This window comes from Isachenkonia alkalipeptolytica (assembly GCF_009910325.1).
Lineage (GTDB): Bacteria > Bacillota > Clostridia > Peptostreptococcales > T1SED10-28 > Isachenkonia > Isachenkonia alkalipeptolytica.
This window is the reverse complement of sequence record NZ_SUMG01000014.1, coordinates 1-17,232: the sequence shown is the minus strand read 5'-3', so window position 1 is coordinate 17,232 and position 17,232 is coordinate 1. Positions and strand designations below refer to the sequence as shown.

The following is a 17,232-nucleotide window of genomic DNA, read 5'->3' as shown; positions in this document are numbered from 1 at the left end:
CAATACTATGGAATTTAACAATGATTTGGATTTTGAATTGGAGGATCGGCTGGTCTCAAATTTGAAAAGAGAAGAAGACCAGGTAATTGATCAAGGCCTTCGTCCGAAATTTCTACAAGACTATATCGGACAAACTAAAGCGAAAGAAAAACTGGAGATTTTCCTAAAAGCCTCTCAGCTTCGTGGAGAGTCTCTGGATCATGTGCTTCTTTATGGACCTCCCGGATTAGGTAAAACCACTTTGGCCAGTATTATTGCAACAGAAATGTCCGCGGATATTCGCATTACTTCTGGGCCGGCTATTGAGCGACCTGGTGATTTGGCTGCCATTCTTACAAATTTAAAGGATGGGGATGTGCTTTTTATCGATGAGATTCATCGGTTAAATCGAGCGGTGGAGGAAATACTCTATCCGGCAATGGAAGATTATGCTATTGACATTATCGTTGGCAAAGGCCCCAGTGCAAGAAGCATACGCTTAGATTTAACGAAGTTCACTTTAATCGGAGCGACCACAAGGGCTGGTTTACTGACTTCTCCTCTTCGAGACCGTTTTGGAATAATTAACAAACTTGAACACTACTCTATGGAAGAGTTAAAGGAAATTGTTCTGCGTTCTGCCGGGATATTGAATATTCCCGTAGATGATCAAGGGGCGGAAGAAATTGCTCTGCGCTCCCGTGGGACACCAAGAATTGCTAATCGTCTATTAAAGAGAATCCGGGATTATGCAGAGGTCAAAGGAGATGGTGAGATCACCTTGAAATTGGCTCATCGAGCTTTAGAATTACTGGAAATAGACAGACTCGGTCTGGATAAAGTAGACCATAAAATCATTGAAGTGATTATTCAAAACTTTGGGGGAGGACCAGTAGGGATCGATACTCTAGCGGCTTCCACAGGTGAAGAAAAGAACACCATAGAAGATGTTTATGAACCTTTTTTATTGCAAAAGGGGTTTCTTAGTCGGACCCCCCGGGGAAGAATTGCCTCCGTGAAGGCCTACGACCATTTCGGTTTTTCTAGAAGTTAAAAGAATTGTTGTATAAGTAATAGATAGAATGATAAACCGAAGGCTTGATAGGAAGGCCATATTTCGGTATTAATAAAACAAAGGTGGAAAATAATATATGAGAACGGAAGAATTTAATTTTGATCTCCCGGAAAATTTAATTGCTCAAAGTCCTATTGAAAAACGAGACGATTCAAGAATGTTGACAGTAGACCGGGTTAGCGGGGAAATCGAACATAAAAGATTTTATGAAATTTCAGAGATGTTAGAGAAAGGAGATACCTTAGTACTCAATGACACGAAGGTTATCCCTGCCCGCTTATACGGTAAAAAGAAAGCAACCGGTGGGAAAGTAGAGCTCCTTTTAGTAGCAGAAGAAAAGGAAAAAACATGGTTGGTGATGGCTCGACCTGCTAAGAAATTGAAAGTAGGAACAACAGTAATATTTAATGAAGGCCTGTTGGAAGGTACGGTAACCGAGGAACGGGAAGAAGGACTACGATTAATTAATTTTCAATACACCGGGGATTTTTACGCGGTACTGGACCAATTAGGGGAAATGCCCTTGCCCCCTTATATTGGGAAAACATTACAAAACCCTGACCGATACCAAACCATTTACTCCAAGAATCTGGGATCTGTGGCAGCTCCAACCGCCGGCCTTCATTTTACTGAAGAAGTCATCGAAGAGCTTGAAAATAAAGGGATTAACATCGTATATATTACCTTACATGTGGGCCTTGGCACATTTAAGCCTGTGGAGGCGGAAAACATTCTGGATCATAAAATGCATGCAGAATTTTATCATATTACTTCGGAAGTGGCGGAGATAATTAATAAAACAAGAAACCAAGGAAATAGGGTTATTGCCGTAGGCACAACAAGTTGTAGAACCTTAGAGTCTATAGCCGGAAAAGAAGGGAAAGTTGAAGCGGGAAATGGTTGGACAGATATTTTCATTTATCCCGGTTACCGTTTTCGAGGAATTGATGGCTTGATTACCAATTTTCACTTACCAAAATCCACATTAATTATGTTGGTGAGCGCCTTTGCCGGGCGGGAAAACACGATGAATGCTTATAAAGAAGCAATTGAGCAGAAGTACCGATTTTATAGTTTTGGCGATGCAATGTTTATTAAATAAACATTTACTAGGAGGCAGATATGTTAGTTAAATATGAGTTACTAAAAGAGTGTAGCGAGACAAAAGCCCGTTTAGGGAAACTTCACACTAATCGAGGGGTAATCAACACCCCGATTTTTATGCCCGTGGGAACACAGGCCACAGTAAAAACTATGACTCCCGAAGAACTAAAAGAAATGAATGCGGAGATTATCTTAAGCAATACCTATCACTTATTTTTGCGACCGGGTCATGGTTTGATTGAGAAAGCCGGAGGATTGCATAAGTTTATGAACTGGGATCGTCCGATTTTAACTGACAGCGGAGGATTTCAAGTTTTCAGTTTAGGAAAACTTCGTAAATTATCAGAGGAAGGTGCGACTTTCAACTCTCATATCGATGGAAGCAAACAGGAGTTGACACCGGAAAAGGCCATTGAAATTCAAAATGCCCTGGATTCTGATATCGCCATGGTATTAGATGAGTGCCCGCCTTACCCGGCTACAAGGGAGTATGTTTATAATTCCTTAAAGCGCACAACCCGTTGGGCGAAAAGATGCATTGACGCTAATAACAATCCCAATCAAAGCTTATTTGGAATTGTTCAAGGGGGGATGTATCAGGATCTTCGGGAAGAAAGCGCCAAAGAACTTCTGGAACTTGATTTTCCCGGCTATGCCATCGGAGGACTGAGTGTCGGAGAGCCCAAAAATTTAATGTATGAAGTATTAGAGTATACTACCCCTTTATTACCAAAGGACAAACCCAGATATCTAATGGGAGTAGGTAGCCCCGACGCCTTATTTGAAGGAGTGGAGAAGGGTATCGATATGTTTGACTGTGTACACCCCACAAGAATTGGTCGAAACGGCACCGCCATGACCACCTATGGTACCGTGAATATAAAAAACGCAAAGTTCAAAGAGGACTTCACTCCTCTAGATTCGGAATGTAGCTGTTATACCTGCAGAAATTATACCCGGGCTTACTTAAGACATTTATTTAAGGCCAATGAAATCTTAGGTCTTCGATTGATGACTTATCACAATGTCCACTTTTTAATAGACACCATGAAAAACATTCGAAAGTCCTTAGAGGAGGACCGCTTTATGACATATAAAAAGGAATTTTTCGATAAATATGATCAATCCTAGTGCGTATTAATCTTTAATGTTTTTCTAAGGCTATTTTTATGATATAATTGATGAGATATTATATGGAAAGGAGTAAGAGTATGACTTTTATTACAACGTTAGTACGTGGAACTTCAACTAAGGAAGACAGCATCGCTGGATGCGGAGAATGTCAAACATCTTGCCAATCCGCATGCAAAACTTCATGTACCGTGGGAAATCAGGATTGTGAAAACCCCAACCGGTAAAAATCATCATAGTTAACAGCAGTTGATTCTTACTGCTGTTTTTTAATGAGAGAATCAGAAAGAAGGGTGAGACTATGATTTATCAATTCGAAAAAGATAATATACCAGTGGTGTTAGATGTTAACAGTGGGGCGGTTCATATTGTTGATAGAATGGTTTATGACATTTTAGCGCTCTATCCCAATGACGAAGAAAAACCTAAGGTTCCAAGGGAAAGGGTTCTTCTGAAATTACAACACAAGTATCCGAAAGAGCACTTAACTGCTGCGCTGGACGAACTGGACCTATTAATTAATGAAGAACAGTTATTTTCAAAGATTATAAAACGGGGAGAAAAATTCGAACATGTGATTAAGGCTCTATGCCTGCACATTGCCCATGACTGTAATATACGGTGTGAGTACTGTTTCGCTTCCCAGGGGAATTTTAAGGGAGAAAATTTATTAATGGACTTTGATACTGGGGCGAAAGCTCTTGACTTTTTGATCGAAAATTCGGAAAATAGACAAAACCTTGAAGTAGACTTTTTTGGAGGAGAACCCCTGTTGAATTTCCAAGTGGTGAAGAAATTAGTAGATTATGGAAAGGAAAAAGCTAAGGTATGGAATAAAAATATGCGCTTTACCATTACCACCAATGGGACCCTATTAAACGAAGAAAATATGGACTATATTAATGAAAACATGGAAAACATCGTCCTTAGTATAGATGGTAATAAAAAAACCAATGATCGAATGCGTTATACCGTAAACAATACAGGAACTTATGACCTGATCCTTCCAAAGATTAAAAAGATGGTGGAAAAACGGGGAAATAAGCCTTATTATGTACGGGGAACCTTTACAAAATTTAACAAAGATTTTGCCAAGGATGTAATTCATCTTGCAGAACAGGGTTTTCGTAATGTTTCCGTAGAACCGGTGGTGGCACCAAAAGAAGAAGATTATGCATTAGGCGTGGAAGATTTACCTGAAATCAAAGAACAGTATGATATTCTTGAAAAGGCTTATTTTGCAAAGAAAGGAACCAAAGAGGCCTTTGAGTTTTTTCATTTTAAGATGAATCTGCAAAATAATCCCTGTCAAGAAAAAAGAGCTTTAGGCTGCGGTGCCGGGGTTGAATACGTTTCAGTAACTCCCGAGGGGGAAATTTATCCTTGTCATCAATTTGCCGGGAATGAAAAATTTAAGATGGGTAGCATATGGAACCAAGAGAAATTGGATGCTAAAATTGTTACCTCTTTTAAGAGTGCAAGTGTAGATAATAAAATAGCTTGCAGGGACTGCTGGGCAAAATACTACTGTAGTGGTGGATGCCATGCCAATGCTTATCATGAGAATCGTAGTTTATTCAATCCCTATGAATTAGGATGCGAGATGGAAAAAAAACGCATTCAAAACTCCATTATTATTGAAGCTAAAAAAAGATTGGGGCGTGATGGATCATGATTTTAGAGTACCAGAATATTGCACCAACCATTCATCAAGACGCCTATATTGCTCCGAATGCAACCGTCATTGGGAAAGTAACGATAAAAGAAAAGGCGAGTATTTGGTATAATGTGGTCCTCCGTGGGGATGATAATAGCATTCAAATTGGTAAATACACCAATGTCCAAGACAACAGTGTTCTCCATATCAGCCATAAATACCCAACGATATTGGGGGATTATATTACGGTAGGACACAATGCTATTGTTCATGCCTGCTTCATCGGAAACAACTGTTTAATCGGGATGGGATCCATTATTCTCGATGGTGCCAAGATCGGAGAAAATACGATTATCGGTGCAGGAGCTATGGTAACCGCCGAGAAGGAAATTCCTTCCGGAGTGCTAGTTTTAGGATCTCCAGGAAAGGTCATTCGGAAGCTTACCGAGGAGGAGATTCAAGGAATTAGGGATTCTGCTCTTAAATATGCAGAATACGGAAAGGATCATAAAGGAAATAAGGAGGTCCGTAAATGAACAGGAGAAGCTTAATTACCTTTATTTTTATTATTTTATTTGTGATAGGCGGTGCGTATACTGCATTTTTCGGTCTTGATATGGGGGGCGTAAGTATTTCGCCTTTAACAGAGTCTATTAATCAAGGGCTTGATTTGCAGGGAGGAGTATACCTTGTTTATGAAGCGGATACCGACTCTACAGGAGCACAACTGGATCGGGAAATGGAACAGGTTATTGAGATCTTTCGCCTTCGGGTAGACAGCCTAGGACTTACAGAGCCGGTGATTGTTCGAGAGGGGGATGATCGGGTGCGTGTAGAACTTCCAGGTGTGGAAGAAGCCGAGGATGCCATAGAAATGATTGGAACTACCGCTCGATTAGAATTCATCGATCCCGATGGTGATCTTGTGATTTCGGGGAATGACGTAACTGATGCCCGGGTTATGATGGATGGTAATCGACCCTATGTAAGTTTGGAGTTGGATTCCGGTGCAAGAGAAGCTTTTGCAGAAGCTACAGGCCGATTATCTCAGCTTCCGGAACAACCTATAGAAGATCGTATCATTGAAATTGTTTTAGATGGGGAAGTAATTTCTGCGCCAACGGTAGAGGATCGAATTGGTGACGGGAGACCCACCATTTCTGGAAATTTCACTATTGAATCCGCTTCGGAACTAGCAGCACTCATTCGCGCAGGGGCTTTACCGGTGGAGCTGGAGGAGATTCGAACCTCTACGATTACTGCAACTTTGGGAGAGTTTGCCTTAGAGCGAAGCGTTCAGGCTGCGGTTATTGGGATATCCCTTCTCATGCTTTTTATGATTTTCATTTATAGAATACCGGGACTTGTGGCAGATATCGCCCTCACCGTTTATATTTTATTGGTCTTTGGGGTGATTGTGCTATTGAATGCCACCGTAACTTTGCCGGGGATCGCAGCGTTAATACTGTCGATTGGTATGGCTGTGGATGCAAATGTGATTATTTTTGAACGGATTAAAGAGGACATCGGTACAGGAAAAACCGTCCGTGTCGCTATTGAGTCAGGCTTTAAACGGGCTTTTAAAACCATTCTTGATGCCAATGTCACTACATTGATTGCCGGAGTTGTTCTTTATCAATTTGGTACCGGACCCATCAGAGGGTTTGCAGTACTTCTAATTATTGGAATTCTTTGTAGTATGTTTACAGCCATTGTTATTACCCGGCTGTTATTACGCTTGGCGGTTAAAATCAATACTCGTAAAAGTAAAACCCTATTCGGGTTAAAGTAAGGAGGCTTATTATGAAAATCGTTGAAAACAAAAAATACTTTTTTATTATTTCTGCCTTGATTATTTTAACTGGTGCACTCTTTACCTTAGTACAAGGGGTAGAGCTGGGAATTGATTTTACCGGAGGCACGGAAATAGAAGTTGATATGGAACAATACGTTGAAACATCAAACATTCGAGAAACTGTAGATTATTATGATCCTGCAGCAAGCATCAATCATATCGGAGGGGACCGGCATAATATTGTGATTAGAACTTCGGAAGATCTCAGCAGTGAACAGCGACGGGACCTTTTCAATGAGTTGCAAGAGGAGTATAGTTTATCCACGGATCAGCCTCTTCGAGTGGACCAGTTTGGCCCCACTATTGGACAGGAAATTCAACAAAGAGCATTACTTTCCATCTTGATCTCTGCTTTAGGGATGCTGATTTATATTACCTTTCGGTTTGAGTTATCCTATGGAATAGCTTCTCTGACAGCTTTATTACATGATATCTTAATCCTGTTATCGGTTTATGCGATTCTTAATATCCCTATTAACAATCCTTTTATTGCAGCGGTACTGACGATACTGGGATATTCTATTAATGACAGCATTGTAGTATTTGATCGTGTTCGTGAAAATATGCCATTTTTAAGGAAGAACAATTATACTGAGTTGGGAAACACCAGTATTTCCCAGACGCTGAAACGTTCAATAATCACATCGATTACAACATTGCTGACAATTATTGCTTTGTATATTTTAGGTGTAGAGCAAATTAGAACTTTTGCACTCCCTCTAATAGCAGGTATTTTAAGCGGTACCTATTCTTCGATATTTATCGCTACCCCCGTATGGGTAATGATTAAAGAAAAACAGGTTGCAAAGAAATCCTATAAAGGGGCGTAATCCTCTTAATAGCTGATATTGTAGGTTAAACAAAGCTTTAGAGGGTAATAATACACAATAAGTGTTATTGCCCTTTTTCTATAGGGGATAAATTTGGAATAGGGGGGTTCGCCTTGATAATAAATCGAAAATATGGAACCATACGACGGTATAAAAAAATTGGAGAGGTGTTGGTTAAATACGGGTTCACTTTTTTAGCCGATAGCATGCGAAAAAAAGGATATATTCCTAAAAGAGTGTTAAAAATAAGAAAAAACAACTTTCAAGAGACCTGGGGGGTAAGAATCCGCAAAGCATGTGAAGAACTAGGACCAACCTTTGTGAAACTTGGACAGATTATGGGAACAAGACGGGATATTTTTTCTGAGGATATCATTGAAGAACTTGAAAAATTACAGGATCAAGTTGAAGAGTTTTCTTTTGACGAGGCAAGAGAAGTATTTGAGCGGAATTCGGAGCAGTCCATTGATGGAACCTTCCATTACTTTAATAAAAAACCCATAGCATCAGGATCTATTGGGCAAGTATATGAAGCGGTTTTAACCACGGGGGAAGAGGTGGTTGTAAAAATTCAACGGCCCAAGTTGGAAAGTATAATAAAAGATGATTTGGAAATTCTTATCACACTGGCAAAAATCATGGATGAACATTTCTATAAAAATAAATCTTATAGTTTCCAGGATATTATCGAAGAATTCCGTTTTCGTATTCAGCGGGAATTGGATTATACTTTAGAAGGAAAAAATGCGGAGCGTTTTTCTACAAACTTTCAAAGTGAAGAGAAGCTATATATTCCAAAAGTGCATTGGGAGTTCAGTAATAAAAGAGTGTTAACCATGGAAAAAATCAAAGGTTATAAAATCATACATAAAGAGATATTGCAAAATCCCATCATTGATCATCATCAATTAGCACTGGACAATACTAACCTTTTTCTAGAGCAGGTGTTTGTATATGGTTTTTTTCATGGAGACCCCCACCCTGGGAATATTTTCATCACTCCCGAGGGGAAAATTTCCTATATTGATTTTGGTGTCGTGGGTTTTTTAGACAAGGACAGCATCAATTTTATTACAAACCTTTTTATAGCAGTGGGTAAAAAAGATGTAGATAAAATATTTAATCTTATTCGCGAAATTAATGCCATAAACTATGATACCAACTCCCATCGCCTGAAAGAGGATATTTCCTTTTTTATTAACGAATACTATGACAAGCCTATCAAGGAATTAAAATTGGGGGTGGCTCTGCGACAATTTATGGACATTGCATATAATAATGGGGTGAAATTTCCCAGTCAGTTTATCTTGCTACTGAAGGCAATGATTTCTTTAGAATCCACCGTCAATCAATTGTCGCCAAGGTTCAGCATAGCCATGGTGATGAAAGATTTTATGAAAGAGATATACAAAAGAAAGTATCATCCTGAGAGATTGGCAAAGGAATATTTTAGTTATTCCCAAGACGTTTTGTTTAGTCTGAAATATATGCCGCGACAGTTGAAAAGTATTCTACAAAAGATGGAAGATGAGAAATTTACAGTTCATGTGATAGACGAAGAATCTAAAGAGATTTCAAGGGAAATTCAAAAGCAGACGAGAAGAGTGGGTAATAGTATTGTAGTGGCTGCACTGATTATCGCCTCCACAATGATTTTGGTTTCGGACTATGGCACAAACCTGTTTTCCGTACCGATCCTAAGTTGGTTCGGATTCTTATTGAGCGGGATATACGTATTAAAACAAATTTTTATGAATGAGTAGCTAGATGTTGATAAAAACTAATAGAGGAGATATAATAGTACTATTCTATTATAAATGAAATTCATTCAAAGGAGCGATTCTGTTGGATATTAAAAGTAAAATTAGAGAGGTTCAAGATTTTCCGAAAGAAGGAATTAATTTTAAAGATATTACTACTCTTTTAAAGGACAAAGCCGCATTTCAATATGTGGTAGATCAAATGTCCAAGCAATTAGAAGATTTAGAAATTGATATTATTGTGGGTCCGGAAGCTCGGGGGTTTATTATGGGAACACCAGTTGCTTATAAAATTGGTGCTGGATTTGTACCTGTTCGAAAACCTAATAAATTACCAGCAGAAACCCTCTCCTATGAATATGAGTTAGAGTATGGCACCGACAGCATTGAAATACATAAAGATGCCATCCAAAAAGGACAGAGGGTTGCTATTGTCGACGATTTATTAGCTACAGGGGGAACGGTTCTTGCCACGACAAAACTCATCGAAGAACTCGGGGGGGAAGTGGTATCCATTAACTTTCTAATGGTTCTATCTTTCTTAAACGGGAAAGACCTATTAAAAAATTATAAAGTGGAAAGCTTAATAGAATATTAATTTGCAGACAAGAAACGAATTTTGCTACTTAAAGGGTGATGAAAATGCTAGAAAATCTAATTTCGCTAATTGAAGAATCCAATCCTCAATGTGATGTTGAATTAATTATTGAGGCTTATAACTTTGCAGAAGGTGCCCATGAGGGACAATACCGAAAATCTGGAGAAAAATACTTCATCCATCCTGTGGAAGTGGCAAAGATTTTAATTGAACTTAAAATGGATAGCAGCACTATTGCAGCAGGGCTTTTACATGATGTTATTGAAGATACGGATTATACCTATGAATATATCAGTAATAAGTTTGGAGAAGAGGTCGCCATGCTCGTAGAAGGGGTCACAAAGCTGACGCGTTTTTCCTTTAATTCCCGGGAAGAACGGCAAGCGGAAAATCTTCGAAAAATGTTTATTGCTATGGCGAAGGACATTCGTGTGATATTGATCAAACTTGCGGACCGACTGCATAATATGAGAACACTTAAGTATCAAAGCGAGTATAAGAAAAAAGAGAAAGCTCAGGAAACCTTAGAGATTTATGCTCCTATTGCTCATCGACTTGGTATTTCAAGAATCAAGTGGGAACTTGAAGATATCTGCCTGAGATATATTGATGAAGAGGGATATTATGAATTGGTAGAAAAGGTTTCCATCAAACGAAAGGACCGGGAAGTTCTAATTAATAATGTTATCAAAAGTATTGAAGAGAAATTGGATGATTTTGATATCAATAGTGAGATTAATGGTCGTCCTAAACACTTTTATAGCATCTATAAGAAAATGATGAATCAGGATAAAACCTTCGAAGAAATCTTTGACTTCTTAGCGGTAAGGGTGATAGTGGATAATGTTAAGGATTGTTACGGAGTGCTTGGGGTAATCCATACGATGTGGAAACCAATTCCCGGACGTTTCAAAGATTATATTGCTATGCCTAAGCCGAATATGTATCAATCGCTTCATACCACCGTTATTTGTGATACTGGGGAACCTTTGGAAATTCAAATTCGTACTTGGGATATGCATCGCATTGCAGAATACGGTATTGCAGCTCATTGGAAATACAAGGAATCAAAAGAAACAAGCGGAGATATCGAGAATAGATTAAATTGGCTTGGGCAAATGTTGGAGTGGGAAAAAGAAACTAAGGACCCTCAAGAGTTTATGGAAGCCTTGAAAGTCGATTTGTTTACAAATGAAGTGTACACCTTCACTCCGAAGGGACGGGTTATAAATCTCCCCATTGGTTCTACCCCTATTGATTTTGCCTATAAAATCCACTCAGATATTGGAAATAATTGTGTGGGAGCAAAAGTTGACAGTAGAATCGTGCCTCTGGACTATAAATTGAAAAATGGAAACATTGTTGAAATTCTCACTTCATCCAACAGTAATGGTCCTAGCCGAGACTGGTTAAACATAGTTAAGAGTTCCCAAGCAAAAACGAAGATTAAACAATGGTTTAAAAAAGAACGAAAAGAAGAAAATATTGAAAAAGGAAAGGTCAGTCTTGAAAAGGCTTTAAAACGGGAAGGAATCAATGCGGATAAAGCATTAAAAAATAAAATTTTAGAACCGATCATTGAAAAATTAGGTTACAAGTTTACGGAAGATTTGTTTGCTGCTATTGGTTATGGTGGAGTGACGGTTAATCAAGTGGTATCAAGAATCAAAGAACAAACGGAAGACGACAAAGAAGATTATACTTTGAAAAAGACAGAAGTGGAAAAAATCCCTGAAAATTATGTAAGGCCGAAAAAGTCTCAGGGGAAAAAGAAGGTTTCTCAAGGAATTATGGTAAAAGGTGTTGACAATATACTGATCCGATTTGCGAAATGCTGCAACCCTGTTCCAGGAGATGAAATTATTGGCTATATAACCCGGGGTAGAGGGGTTTCTATTCACCGAAGTGACTGTTCTACCGTCACTAATACCCAAGAGACTAAGGATCGATTTATCGATGTGGAGTGGGATGTGAATAAAGCCCAGGATTTCCAGGTTGAGATCGAAGTAGAAGCTACGGATCGGAAGGGGCTTTTAACAGAAATCACTTTTCTATTATCTGAGTCAAAAATAGCCGTTAATTCTTTGAATGCTCGAACCAATAAAGATAAAGTAGCCTTTGTCAACCTCACTTTAGAAATTGGAAGCACAGAACAGCTTACAAAACTTATTGAGAAATTGAAACATATCCAAGGGGTTTTTGATGCTTATCGAGTAAAAAATTAATGAAGGAGGAGTATAGTGAGAGCTGTAATACAAAGAGTTAAAGAAGCCTCTGTAAGCGTAGAGGGAAAGGTAAAAGGAAAAATTGGCGAAGGTCTTTTGATTTATCTTGGCATTGAAGAGGGAGATCAGGAAAAGGATGCTAGATTTTTAGCTGAAAAAGTTTGCAATTTACGAATTTTTGAAGATAAAAATGAAAAAATGAACCTCTCCCTTCTTGATGAACAAGGATCCATTCTTGCTATATCCCAATTTACTCTACTTGGAGATTGTCGAAAGGGAAGACGGCCCAGTTTTTCCAAAGCCGGAAAACCGGAGGAAGCGATTAGACTTTACCAGGAATTCCTTGAGGCTTGTGAAAAGCATGGAGCCCCGGTGGAGAGTGGAGTTTTTCAAGCTCACATGATGGTTTCCTCGGTTAATGACGGCCCGGTTACCCTATTGGTGGATAGTAACAAAACTTTTTAAACATAGTTTCAAAGGAGGACTTATGATGATTTTTCATAAACTGGAAGTCGGGATATATGGTGTCAATGCATACATCCTGGGAGATGAAAGAACGAAAGAAGCCGTGGTAGTGGATCCCGGAGGAAACAGCAAAGAGATCCATTCCTTGCTGATGAAAGAAAAATTGACTCTTCAGGGGATCTTGTTAACCCATGCCCATGGAGATCATATAGGTGGCATTGAAGGGCTTATACAAGAAAGGGAAGTTCCTGTGTATGTTCATGAAAGGGATCAATATATTCTGCGGGATGCTGATTTAAACTACTCCTCTAAAATGCCGATGGAGGCTGTCTATTTCACTAATTCTAAAGTATTAAAAGATGGAGATATATTAAACTTTGGAAATCTGAGTATAAAAGTGCTTCATACTCCGGGTCATAGTCCGGGGGGATGCACATTCTTAATTGAAGGGTATTTAATTACCGGAGACACTCTTTTTAAAGGCTCTATAGGACGTACAGACTTGGAAGGTGGAGACCATGAACAATTGATTAACTCAATTAAAGAAAAACTTTTAACTCTTGAGAAAGACTTCATAGTATGTCCGGGCCATGGACCGAAAACCACATTGGAAGAAGAGCGACGAAATAATCCTTTTTTATAATTTGACGAAAGAGTAAGAAATGCTACCCGTATCAAAAGATGTCCATAATAATATGATGTAAACCTAGTGTTATGCAAGAGTAAAAAAGGAGTGTTATACTAATGGAAAAATTAAAACGAAGCCATATGGCAGGAATATTGAGAAATGAACACATCGGAAAAGAGGTCATCTTGGCAGGATGGGTCCAAAAACGCAGGGATCTAGGCGGATTGATTTTTGTTGATTTACGGGATAAAACCGGGATTAGTCAAGTTGTATTTGACCAGGAAGTATCGAAAGAAGCTTTTATTATTGGTGAGACCCTAGGGACAGAGTATGTCATAGTCGTTAAAGGAAAGGTTTATGAGAGGTTTTCTAAAAATTTAGAGATGCCCACGGGAGAAGTAGAAGTATTTGTTGAAGAAGTAGAGGTTTTGAATGATGCTAGAACTCCGCCGATATACATAAAAGATGATGATCAGGTTTCTGAGAATCTACGGCTGAAGTATCGTTATTTAGATCTTCGAAAACAGAACATGCAAAAAAACCTTAAATTGCGTCATGATGTTACCAAGCTGGTCCGGGATTTTCTAGATAAGGAAAACTTTATAGAAGTGGAAACACCGATTCTTACAAAGCCAACTCCGGAAGGGGCTCGGGATTATATCGTTCCCAGTCGGGTGAACCAAGGAAAATTCTATGCGCTGCCTCAATCTCCCCAATTGTTTAAGCAACTTTTAATGGTTTCCGGAACCGATCGATACTTTCAGATTGTAAAGTGTTTTAGAGATGAAGATTTACGAGCGGATCGCCAACCGGAATTTACACAAATCGACTGTGAGATGTCTTTTGTGGATGAAATGGATATTATGGATATTAACGAAAAAATGATGGCACATGTGGTGAAGGGGATTAAAGGACTAAACATTACTTTACCTTTTCCTCGAATGACTTATAAAGAAGCAATGGATCGCTATGGAAATGACAAACCGGATACCCGTTTTGGATTAGAGTTGATCAATGTCACTGAGAATCTAAAAACTTCTGATTTCAAAGTGTTTTCCAGCACCATAGAAAAGGGGGGAATAATAAAAGCGATCAATGTTTCCGGTGAAGCGGATAACTTTAGTCGAAAAGATATTACAAACCTTGAAAAGCATACCAAGGATTATGGTGCTAAGGGTCTTGCATGGATAAAAGTTACGGAAGAGGGAGTAAACTCTCCCATTGCCAAATTTCTCTCAGAAAGTGAGATTCAAAGTGTTTTAGATAAAACTGAGGGAAAAACCGGGGACTTGCTTTTATTTGTTGCAGATGAACCCTCAGTGGTGCACGGAGCACTTAGTAACCTGCGTAATTACTTAGGAAAAGAATTAAACCTTTATAATAAAGATCAATGCAACTTCCTTTGGGTTACGGAGTTCCCTTTATTTGAGAGAGATAAGGAAACTGGTCGTTTAAGCGCTATGCATCATCCATTCACTGCTCCGGTTGATGAAGATCTATTATTATTAGAGAAGAAACCGGAAGATGCCCGGGCAAGAGCTTATGATTTAGTCCTAAACGGTCATGAGATAGGAGGAGGAAGTATTCGAATTCACACCTCTGAAATCCAGGAGAAAATGTTTCAAGTGCTTGGTTTTACAAAAAAGGAGGCCTATAAAAAATTTGGATTTTTATTAGAGGCATTTCAATATGGAACACCTCCCCATGGAGGTATAGCCTATGGTCTTGACCGATTAGTAATGATCCTGGCCCATGAAGAAAACATTCGTCAGGTGATTGCTTTTCCAAAAACACAAAACGCCACTTGTCTATTGACAGAGGCACCGACAACTATTGATGATGATCAATTATCGGAATTGCATATCAATATAAATTCATCAGAGGAAAATTCTTAAGTTGGAAGCTTTATCGAGATGATTTGGATTGAATAATTGAAAATAATATGATATCATAAAGTATAAACAATTAGCCTGCTGTGTGCGTCACATCGAATATGTTTTGAGCCAACACTATTACATTGGGAACCCGGAGTTTACCCGCGGAGCACATGCCATTTATGGACTTGCAAAGCGGGTAGCAGGGTACCCACCTGCGAGCGCAGGTTTCAAAACACTCGATTAAGACGGCACGGCGGGTTTTTATGTGGAGTATTTTGCAAAAATGCCGACTATATTTTATAATCAAAGGGTGAAGAGATGAGCAGTCAATTTGAACGAACGGAATTATTAGCCAATGAAAATTCCTTGGAATGTTTTTTCAGCAAACATATAGCAGTGTTTGGGGTTGGAGGAGTTGGCTCTTATGCTGCAGAAGCTCTTGTCAGAGCAGGAATCAAAGAGATTACCATCCTGGATTCCGATGTTGTCTGTGTTACTAATATAAATCGCCAAATACAAGCCACACATAAAACCGTCGGCCAAGGCAAAGTTACCGTGATGAGAGATCGCTTACTGGATATTAACCCAAACTTAAAAGTTCATAGTTTGTCTAATCACCTTTCAAAGGATAATATTCATCAGCTGGTAACTCAAGAATTTGATTATATAATCGATGCCATTGACACAATATCCGCTAAACTACTGTTGATTGAAGAAGCAAAGAAACTGGATATCCCTGTGATCAGTAGCATGGGAGCAGGAAATAAAATTGACCCGACAAAATTTCTAGTGGCGGATATTCATGAAACAAATACCTGCCCTTTAGCAAGAATAATGCGAAAAGAATTAAGAAGAAGAAACCTTAAAGACGTGAAAGTAGTTTTTTCGGTAGAAAAACCTCTTGAAGTAGAAAGGATTTCTACGGACCCGAATTATCAGCGTAAGAAAACCCCGGGAAGCATATCTTTTGTTCCCTCCGCGGCAGGTATGGTAATTGCATCGGAAGTTTTTAAAGATCTTTGGAAAGGAGCTTAATTATGAAACAGTACGGCAAAGTAGTGGAAGTTTCAGAGGATAAAGCTTTTGTCATCATGGAAAAGCACTCTAGCTGCAGTGGTTGTAATGCATGTAAACTTGGAAGCGACAATCATGAGCTTCGGATCGAAGCTATTAATACCGTGGGGGCGAAAAGTGATCAAATTGTGGAAGTTGATATGGAGGGGCAACATGTACTTACGGCAGCCTTTATTCTGTATATGATTCCTTTATTTGCATTATTTACAGGTATTGTCATAGGAAATATAATCTTTCCTACTCAAGAGTTGATTGCCGCAGCTATGGGATTTGGATTGTTAGCACTTTCCTTTTTAGGGATCAAGATGAAGGATGAATCCTTTAGAAATGATAAAAAGTATATTCCGGTGATCACTAATATTCAAGAAGAAAAGCCTTTATAAGGCTTTTTGGTCAATTGTAGAACTAAATGAGACTTTGTAAAGTTAAATAAGACCTGTCTAATAATCTTAAAAAATACAGGGTTTCATATCATTTATTTCTTTAAAAACGAGTATTCTAATGCTCGTTTTTATAGTATAATAGAGTCATACAAGTTAAATTCGGGCAACTTTATTAGAGGTCTACTATGGTCTTTTTCTTTTGCAAGACTAAATTAGACCCCTGGATAACGTATAAAATACCCGGATAAATAGTTGGTTTATTTAAGTAGGGTTGGTCTTAAAACAATGTCATTGGGTTCGATTTTGGTTATCCCTAAAGCATTGATTAGATCAAACCCATACCTAGAGCTGAATGCGTCGTATGGAGACTGCTCATTCAGCTTTTTTCTTGTGTAAGAGTTAATATGAGACATCAATAGTGTGATGTCCGCTTGTGTTAAGCTATTCATACTTTTGCCCTTAGGGATTACTCTGCGAATTAATTCATGGTTATTTTCCACTTCAGGCTTTTGAAAAGCGGAATGTGGATAGCAGTAAAATATATTCGTAAGCTTATCCAACCCTTGTATCTTCTCAATACTACTAGGATTT

The 17,232-nt window shown here is 38.7% G+C and carries 16 protein-coding genes, 1 other RNA gene and 1 pseudogene; 17 read left to right on the top strand and 1 reads right to left on the bottom strand.

Annotation, left to right across the window (positions count from 1 at the left end; genetic code table 11):
* The first annotated feature begins 7 nt into the window (after window positions 1-7).
* From ruvB to ISALK_RS10450, 17 genes are all read left to right on the top strand, one after another.
* The gene (gene ruvB / locus ISALK_RS10525) at window positions 8-1,033 is read left to right on the top strand and encodes a Holliday junction branch migration DNA helicase RuvB (RefSeq protein WP_503466089.1); all 1,026 of its coding nucleotides are present in this window, start codon (window positions 8-10) and stop codon (window positions 1,031-1,033) included.
* 97 nt (window positions 1,034-1,130) lie between these two features.
* Window positions 1,131-2,156 carry a tRNA preQ1(34) S-adenosylmethionine ribosyltransferase-isomerase QueA gene (queA, locus tag ISALK_RS10520; protein ID WP_160722046.1) on the top strand — a complete coding sequence of 342 codons (1,026 nt, stop codon included), beginning with the start codon at window positions 1,131-1,133 and terminating at the stop codon, window positions 2,154-2,156.
* A gap of 20 nt (window positions 2,157-2,176) precedes the next feature.
* On the top strand, window positions 2,177-3,289 hold the full coding sequence (gene tgt, locus ISALK_RS10515) for a tRNA guanosine(34) transglycosylase Tgt (protein WP_160722044.1): 1,113 nt from the start codon (window positions 2,177-2,179) through the stop codon (window positions 3,287-3,289).
* Window positions 3,290-3,369: 80 nt separating this feature from the next.
* Window positions 3,370-3,516, top strand: a complete 147-nt coding sequence (gene scfA / locus ISALK_RS10510; protein WP_160722177.1) for a six-cysteine ranthipeptide SCIFF — start codon at window positions 3,370-3,372, stop codon at window positions 3,514-3,516.
* A gap of 74 nt (window positions 3,517-3,590) precedes the next feature.
* On the top strand, window positions 3,591-4,964 hold the full coding sequence (scfB, locus tag ISALK_RS10505; protein ID WP_160722042.1) for a thioether cross-link-forming SCIFF peptide maturase: 1,374 nt from the start codon (window positions 3,591-3,593) through the stop codon (window positions 4,962-4,964).
* Window positions 4,961-5,482 carry a gamma carbonic anhydrase family protein gene (locus tag ISALK_RS10500; RefSeq protein WP_160722040.1) on the top strand — a complete coding sequence of 174 codons (522 nt, stop codon included), beginning with the start codon at window positions 4,961-4,963 and terminating at the stop codon, window positions 5,480-5,482. Before scfB ends, ISALK_RS10500 begins: the two co-directional genes overlap by 4 nt.
* The gene (gene secD / locus ISALK_RS15125; protein ID WP_236660354.1) at window positions 5,479-6,738 is read left to right on the top strand and encodes a protein translocase subunit SecD; all 1,260 of its coding nucleotides are present in this window, start codon (window positions 5,479-5,481) and stop codon (window positions 6,736-6,738) included. The genes ISALK_RS10500 and secD overlap by 4 nt, the downstream gene beginning before the upstream one ends.
* A gap of 11 nt (window positions 6,739-6,749) precedes the next feature.
* Window positions 6,750-7,631, top strand: a complete 882-nt coding sequence (gene secF / locus ISALK_RS15120) for a protein translocase subunit SecF (protein ID WP_236660353.1) — start codon at window positions 6,750-6,752, stop codon at window positions 7,629-7,631.
* A gap of 113 nt (window positions 7,632-7,744) precedes the next feature.
* Window positions 7,745-9,394: an ABC1 kinase family protein gene (locus tag ISALK_RS10490; protein ID WP_160722038.1), complete on the top strand. Its 1,650-nt coding sequence runs from the start codon at window positions 7,745-7,747 to the stop codon at window positions 9,392-9,394.
* A gap of 82 nt (window positions 9,395-9,476) precedes the next feature.
* The gene (locus tag ISALK_RS10485) at window positions 9,477-9,989 is read left to right on the top strand and encodes an adenine phosphoribosyltransferase (RefSeq protein ID WP_160722036.1); all 513 of its coding nucleotides are present in this window, start codon (window positions 9,477-9,479) and stop codon (window positions 9,987-9,989) included.
* Window positions 9,990-10,033: 44 nt separating this feature from the next.
* Window positions 10,034-12,214: a RelA/SpoT family protein gene (locus ISALK_RS10480; RefSeq protein WP_160722034.1), complete on the top strand. Its 2,181-nt coding sequence runs from the start codon at window positions 10,034-10,036 to the stop codon at window positions 12,212-12,214.
* A 15-nt stretch (window positions 12,215-12,229) separates the two neighbouring features.
* Window positions 12,230-12,679, top strand: coding sequence for a D-aminoacyl-tRNA deacylase (dtd, locus tag ISALK_RS10475; protein ID WP_160722032.1), 450 nt, complete (start codon window positions 12,230-12,232; stop codon window positions 12,677-12,679).
* 25 nt (window positions 12,680-12,704) lie between these two features.
* Entirely contained in the window at window positions 12,705-13,322 is a 618-nt protein-coding gene (locus ISALK_RS10470) for an MBL fold metallo-hydrolase (RefSeq protein ID WP_160722030.1), read from the top strand.
* Window positions 13,323-13,423: 101 nt separating this feature from the next.
* Complete coding sequence (gene aspS / locus ISALK_RS10465) at window positions 13,424-15,202, top strand: aspartate--tRNA ligase (RefSeq protein WP_160722028.1); 1,779 nt, start codon at window positions 13,424-13,426, stop codon at window positions 15,200-15,202.
* 69 nt (window positions 15,203-15,271) lie between these two features.
* Window positions 15,272-15,448: non-coding RNA, 6S RNA (ssrS, locus tag ISALK_RS10460), on the top strand.
* 54 nt (window positions 15,449-15,502) lie between these two features.
* Window positions 15,503-16,219 (top strand): tRNA threonylcarbamoyladenosine dehydratase, encoded by a 717-nt coding sequence (locus ISALK_RS10455; RefSeq protein WP_160722026.1) that lies wholly within the window; start codon window positions 15,503-15,505, stop codon window positions 16,217-16,219.
* A 2-nt stretch (window positions 16,220-16,221) separates the two neighbouring features.
* Complete coding sequence (locus ISALK_RS10450) at window positions 16,222-16,641, top strand: SoxR reducing system RseC family protein (RefSeq protein ID WP_160722024.1); 420 nt, start codon at window positions 16,222-16,224, stop codon at window positions 16,639-16,641.
* 257 nt (window positions 16,642-16,898) lie between these two features.
* On the opposite strand, the pseudogene ISALK_RS15115 reads toward ISALK_RS10450, so the two are convergent.
* Window positions 16,899-17,232 (bottom strand): annotated as a pseudogene (locus ISALK_RS15115) (IS30 family transposase); the annotation flags it as partial.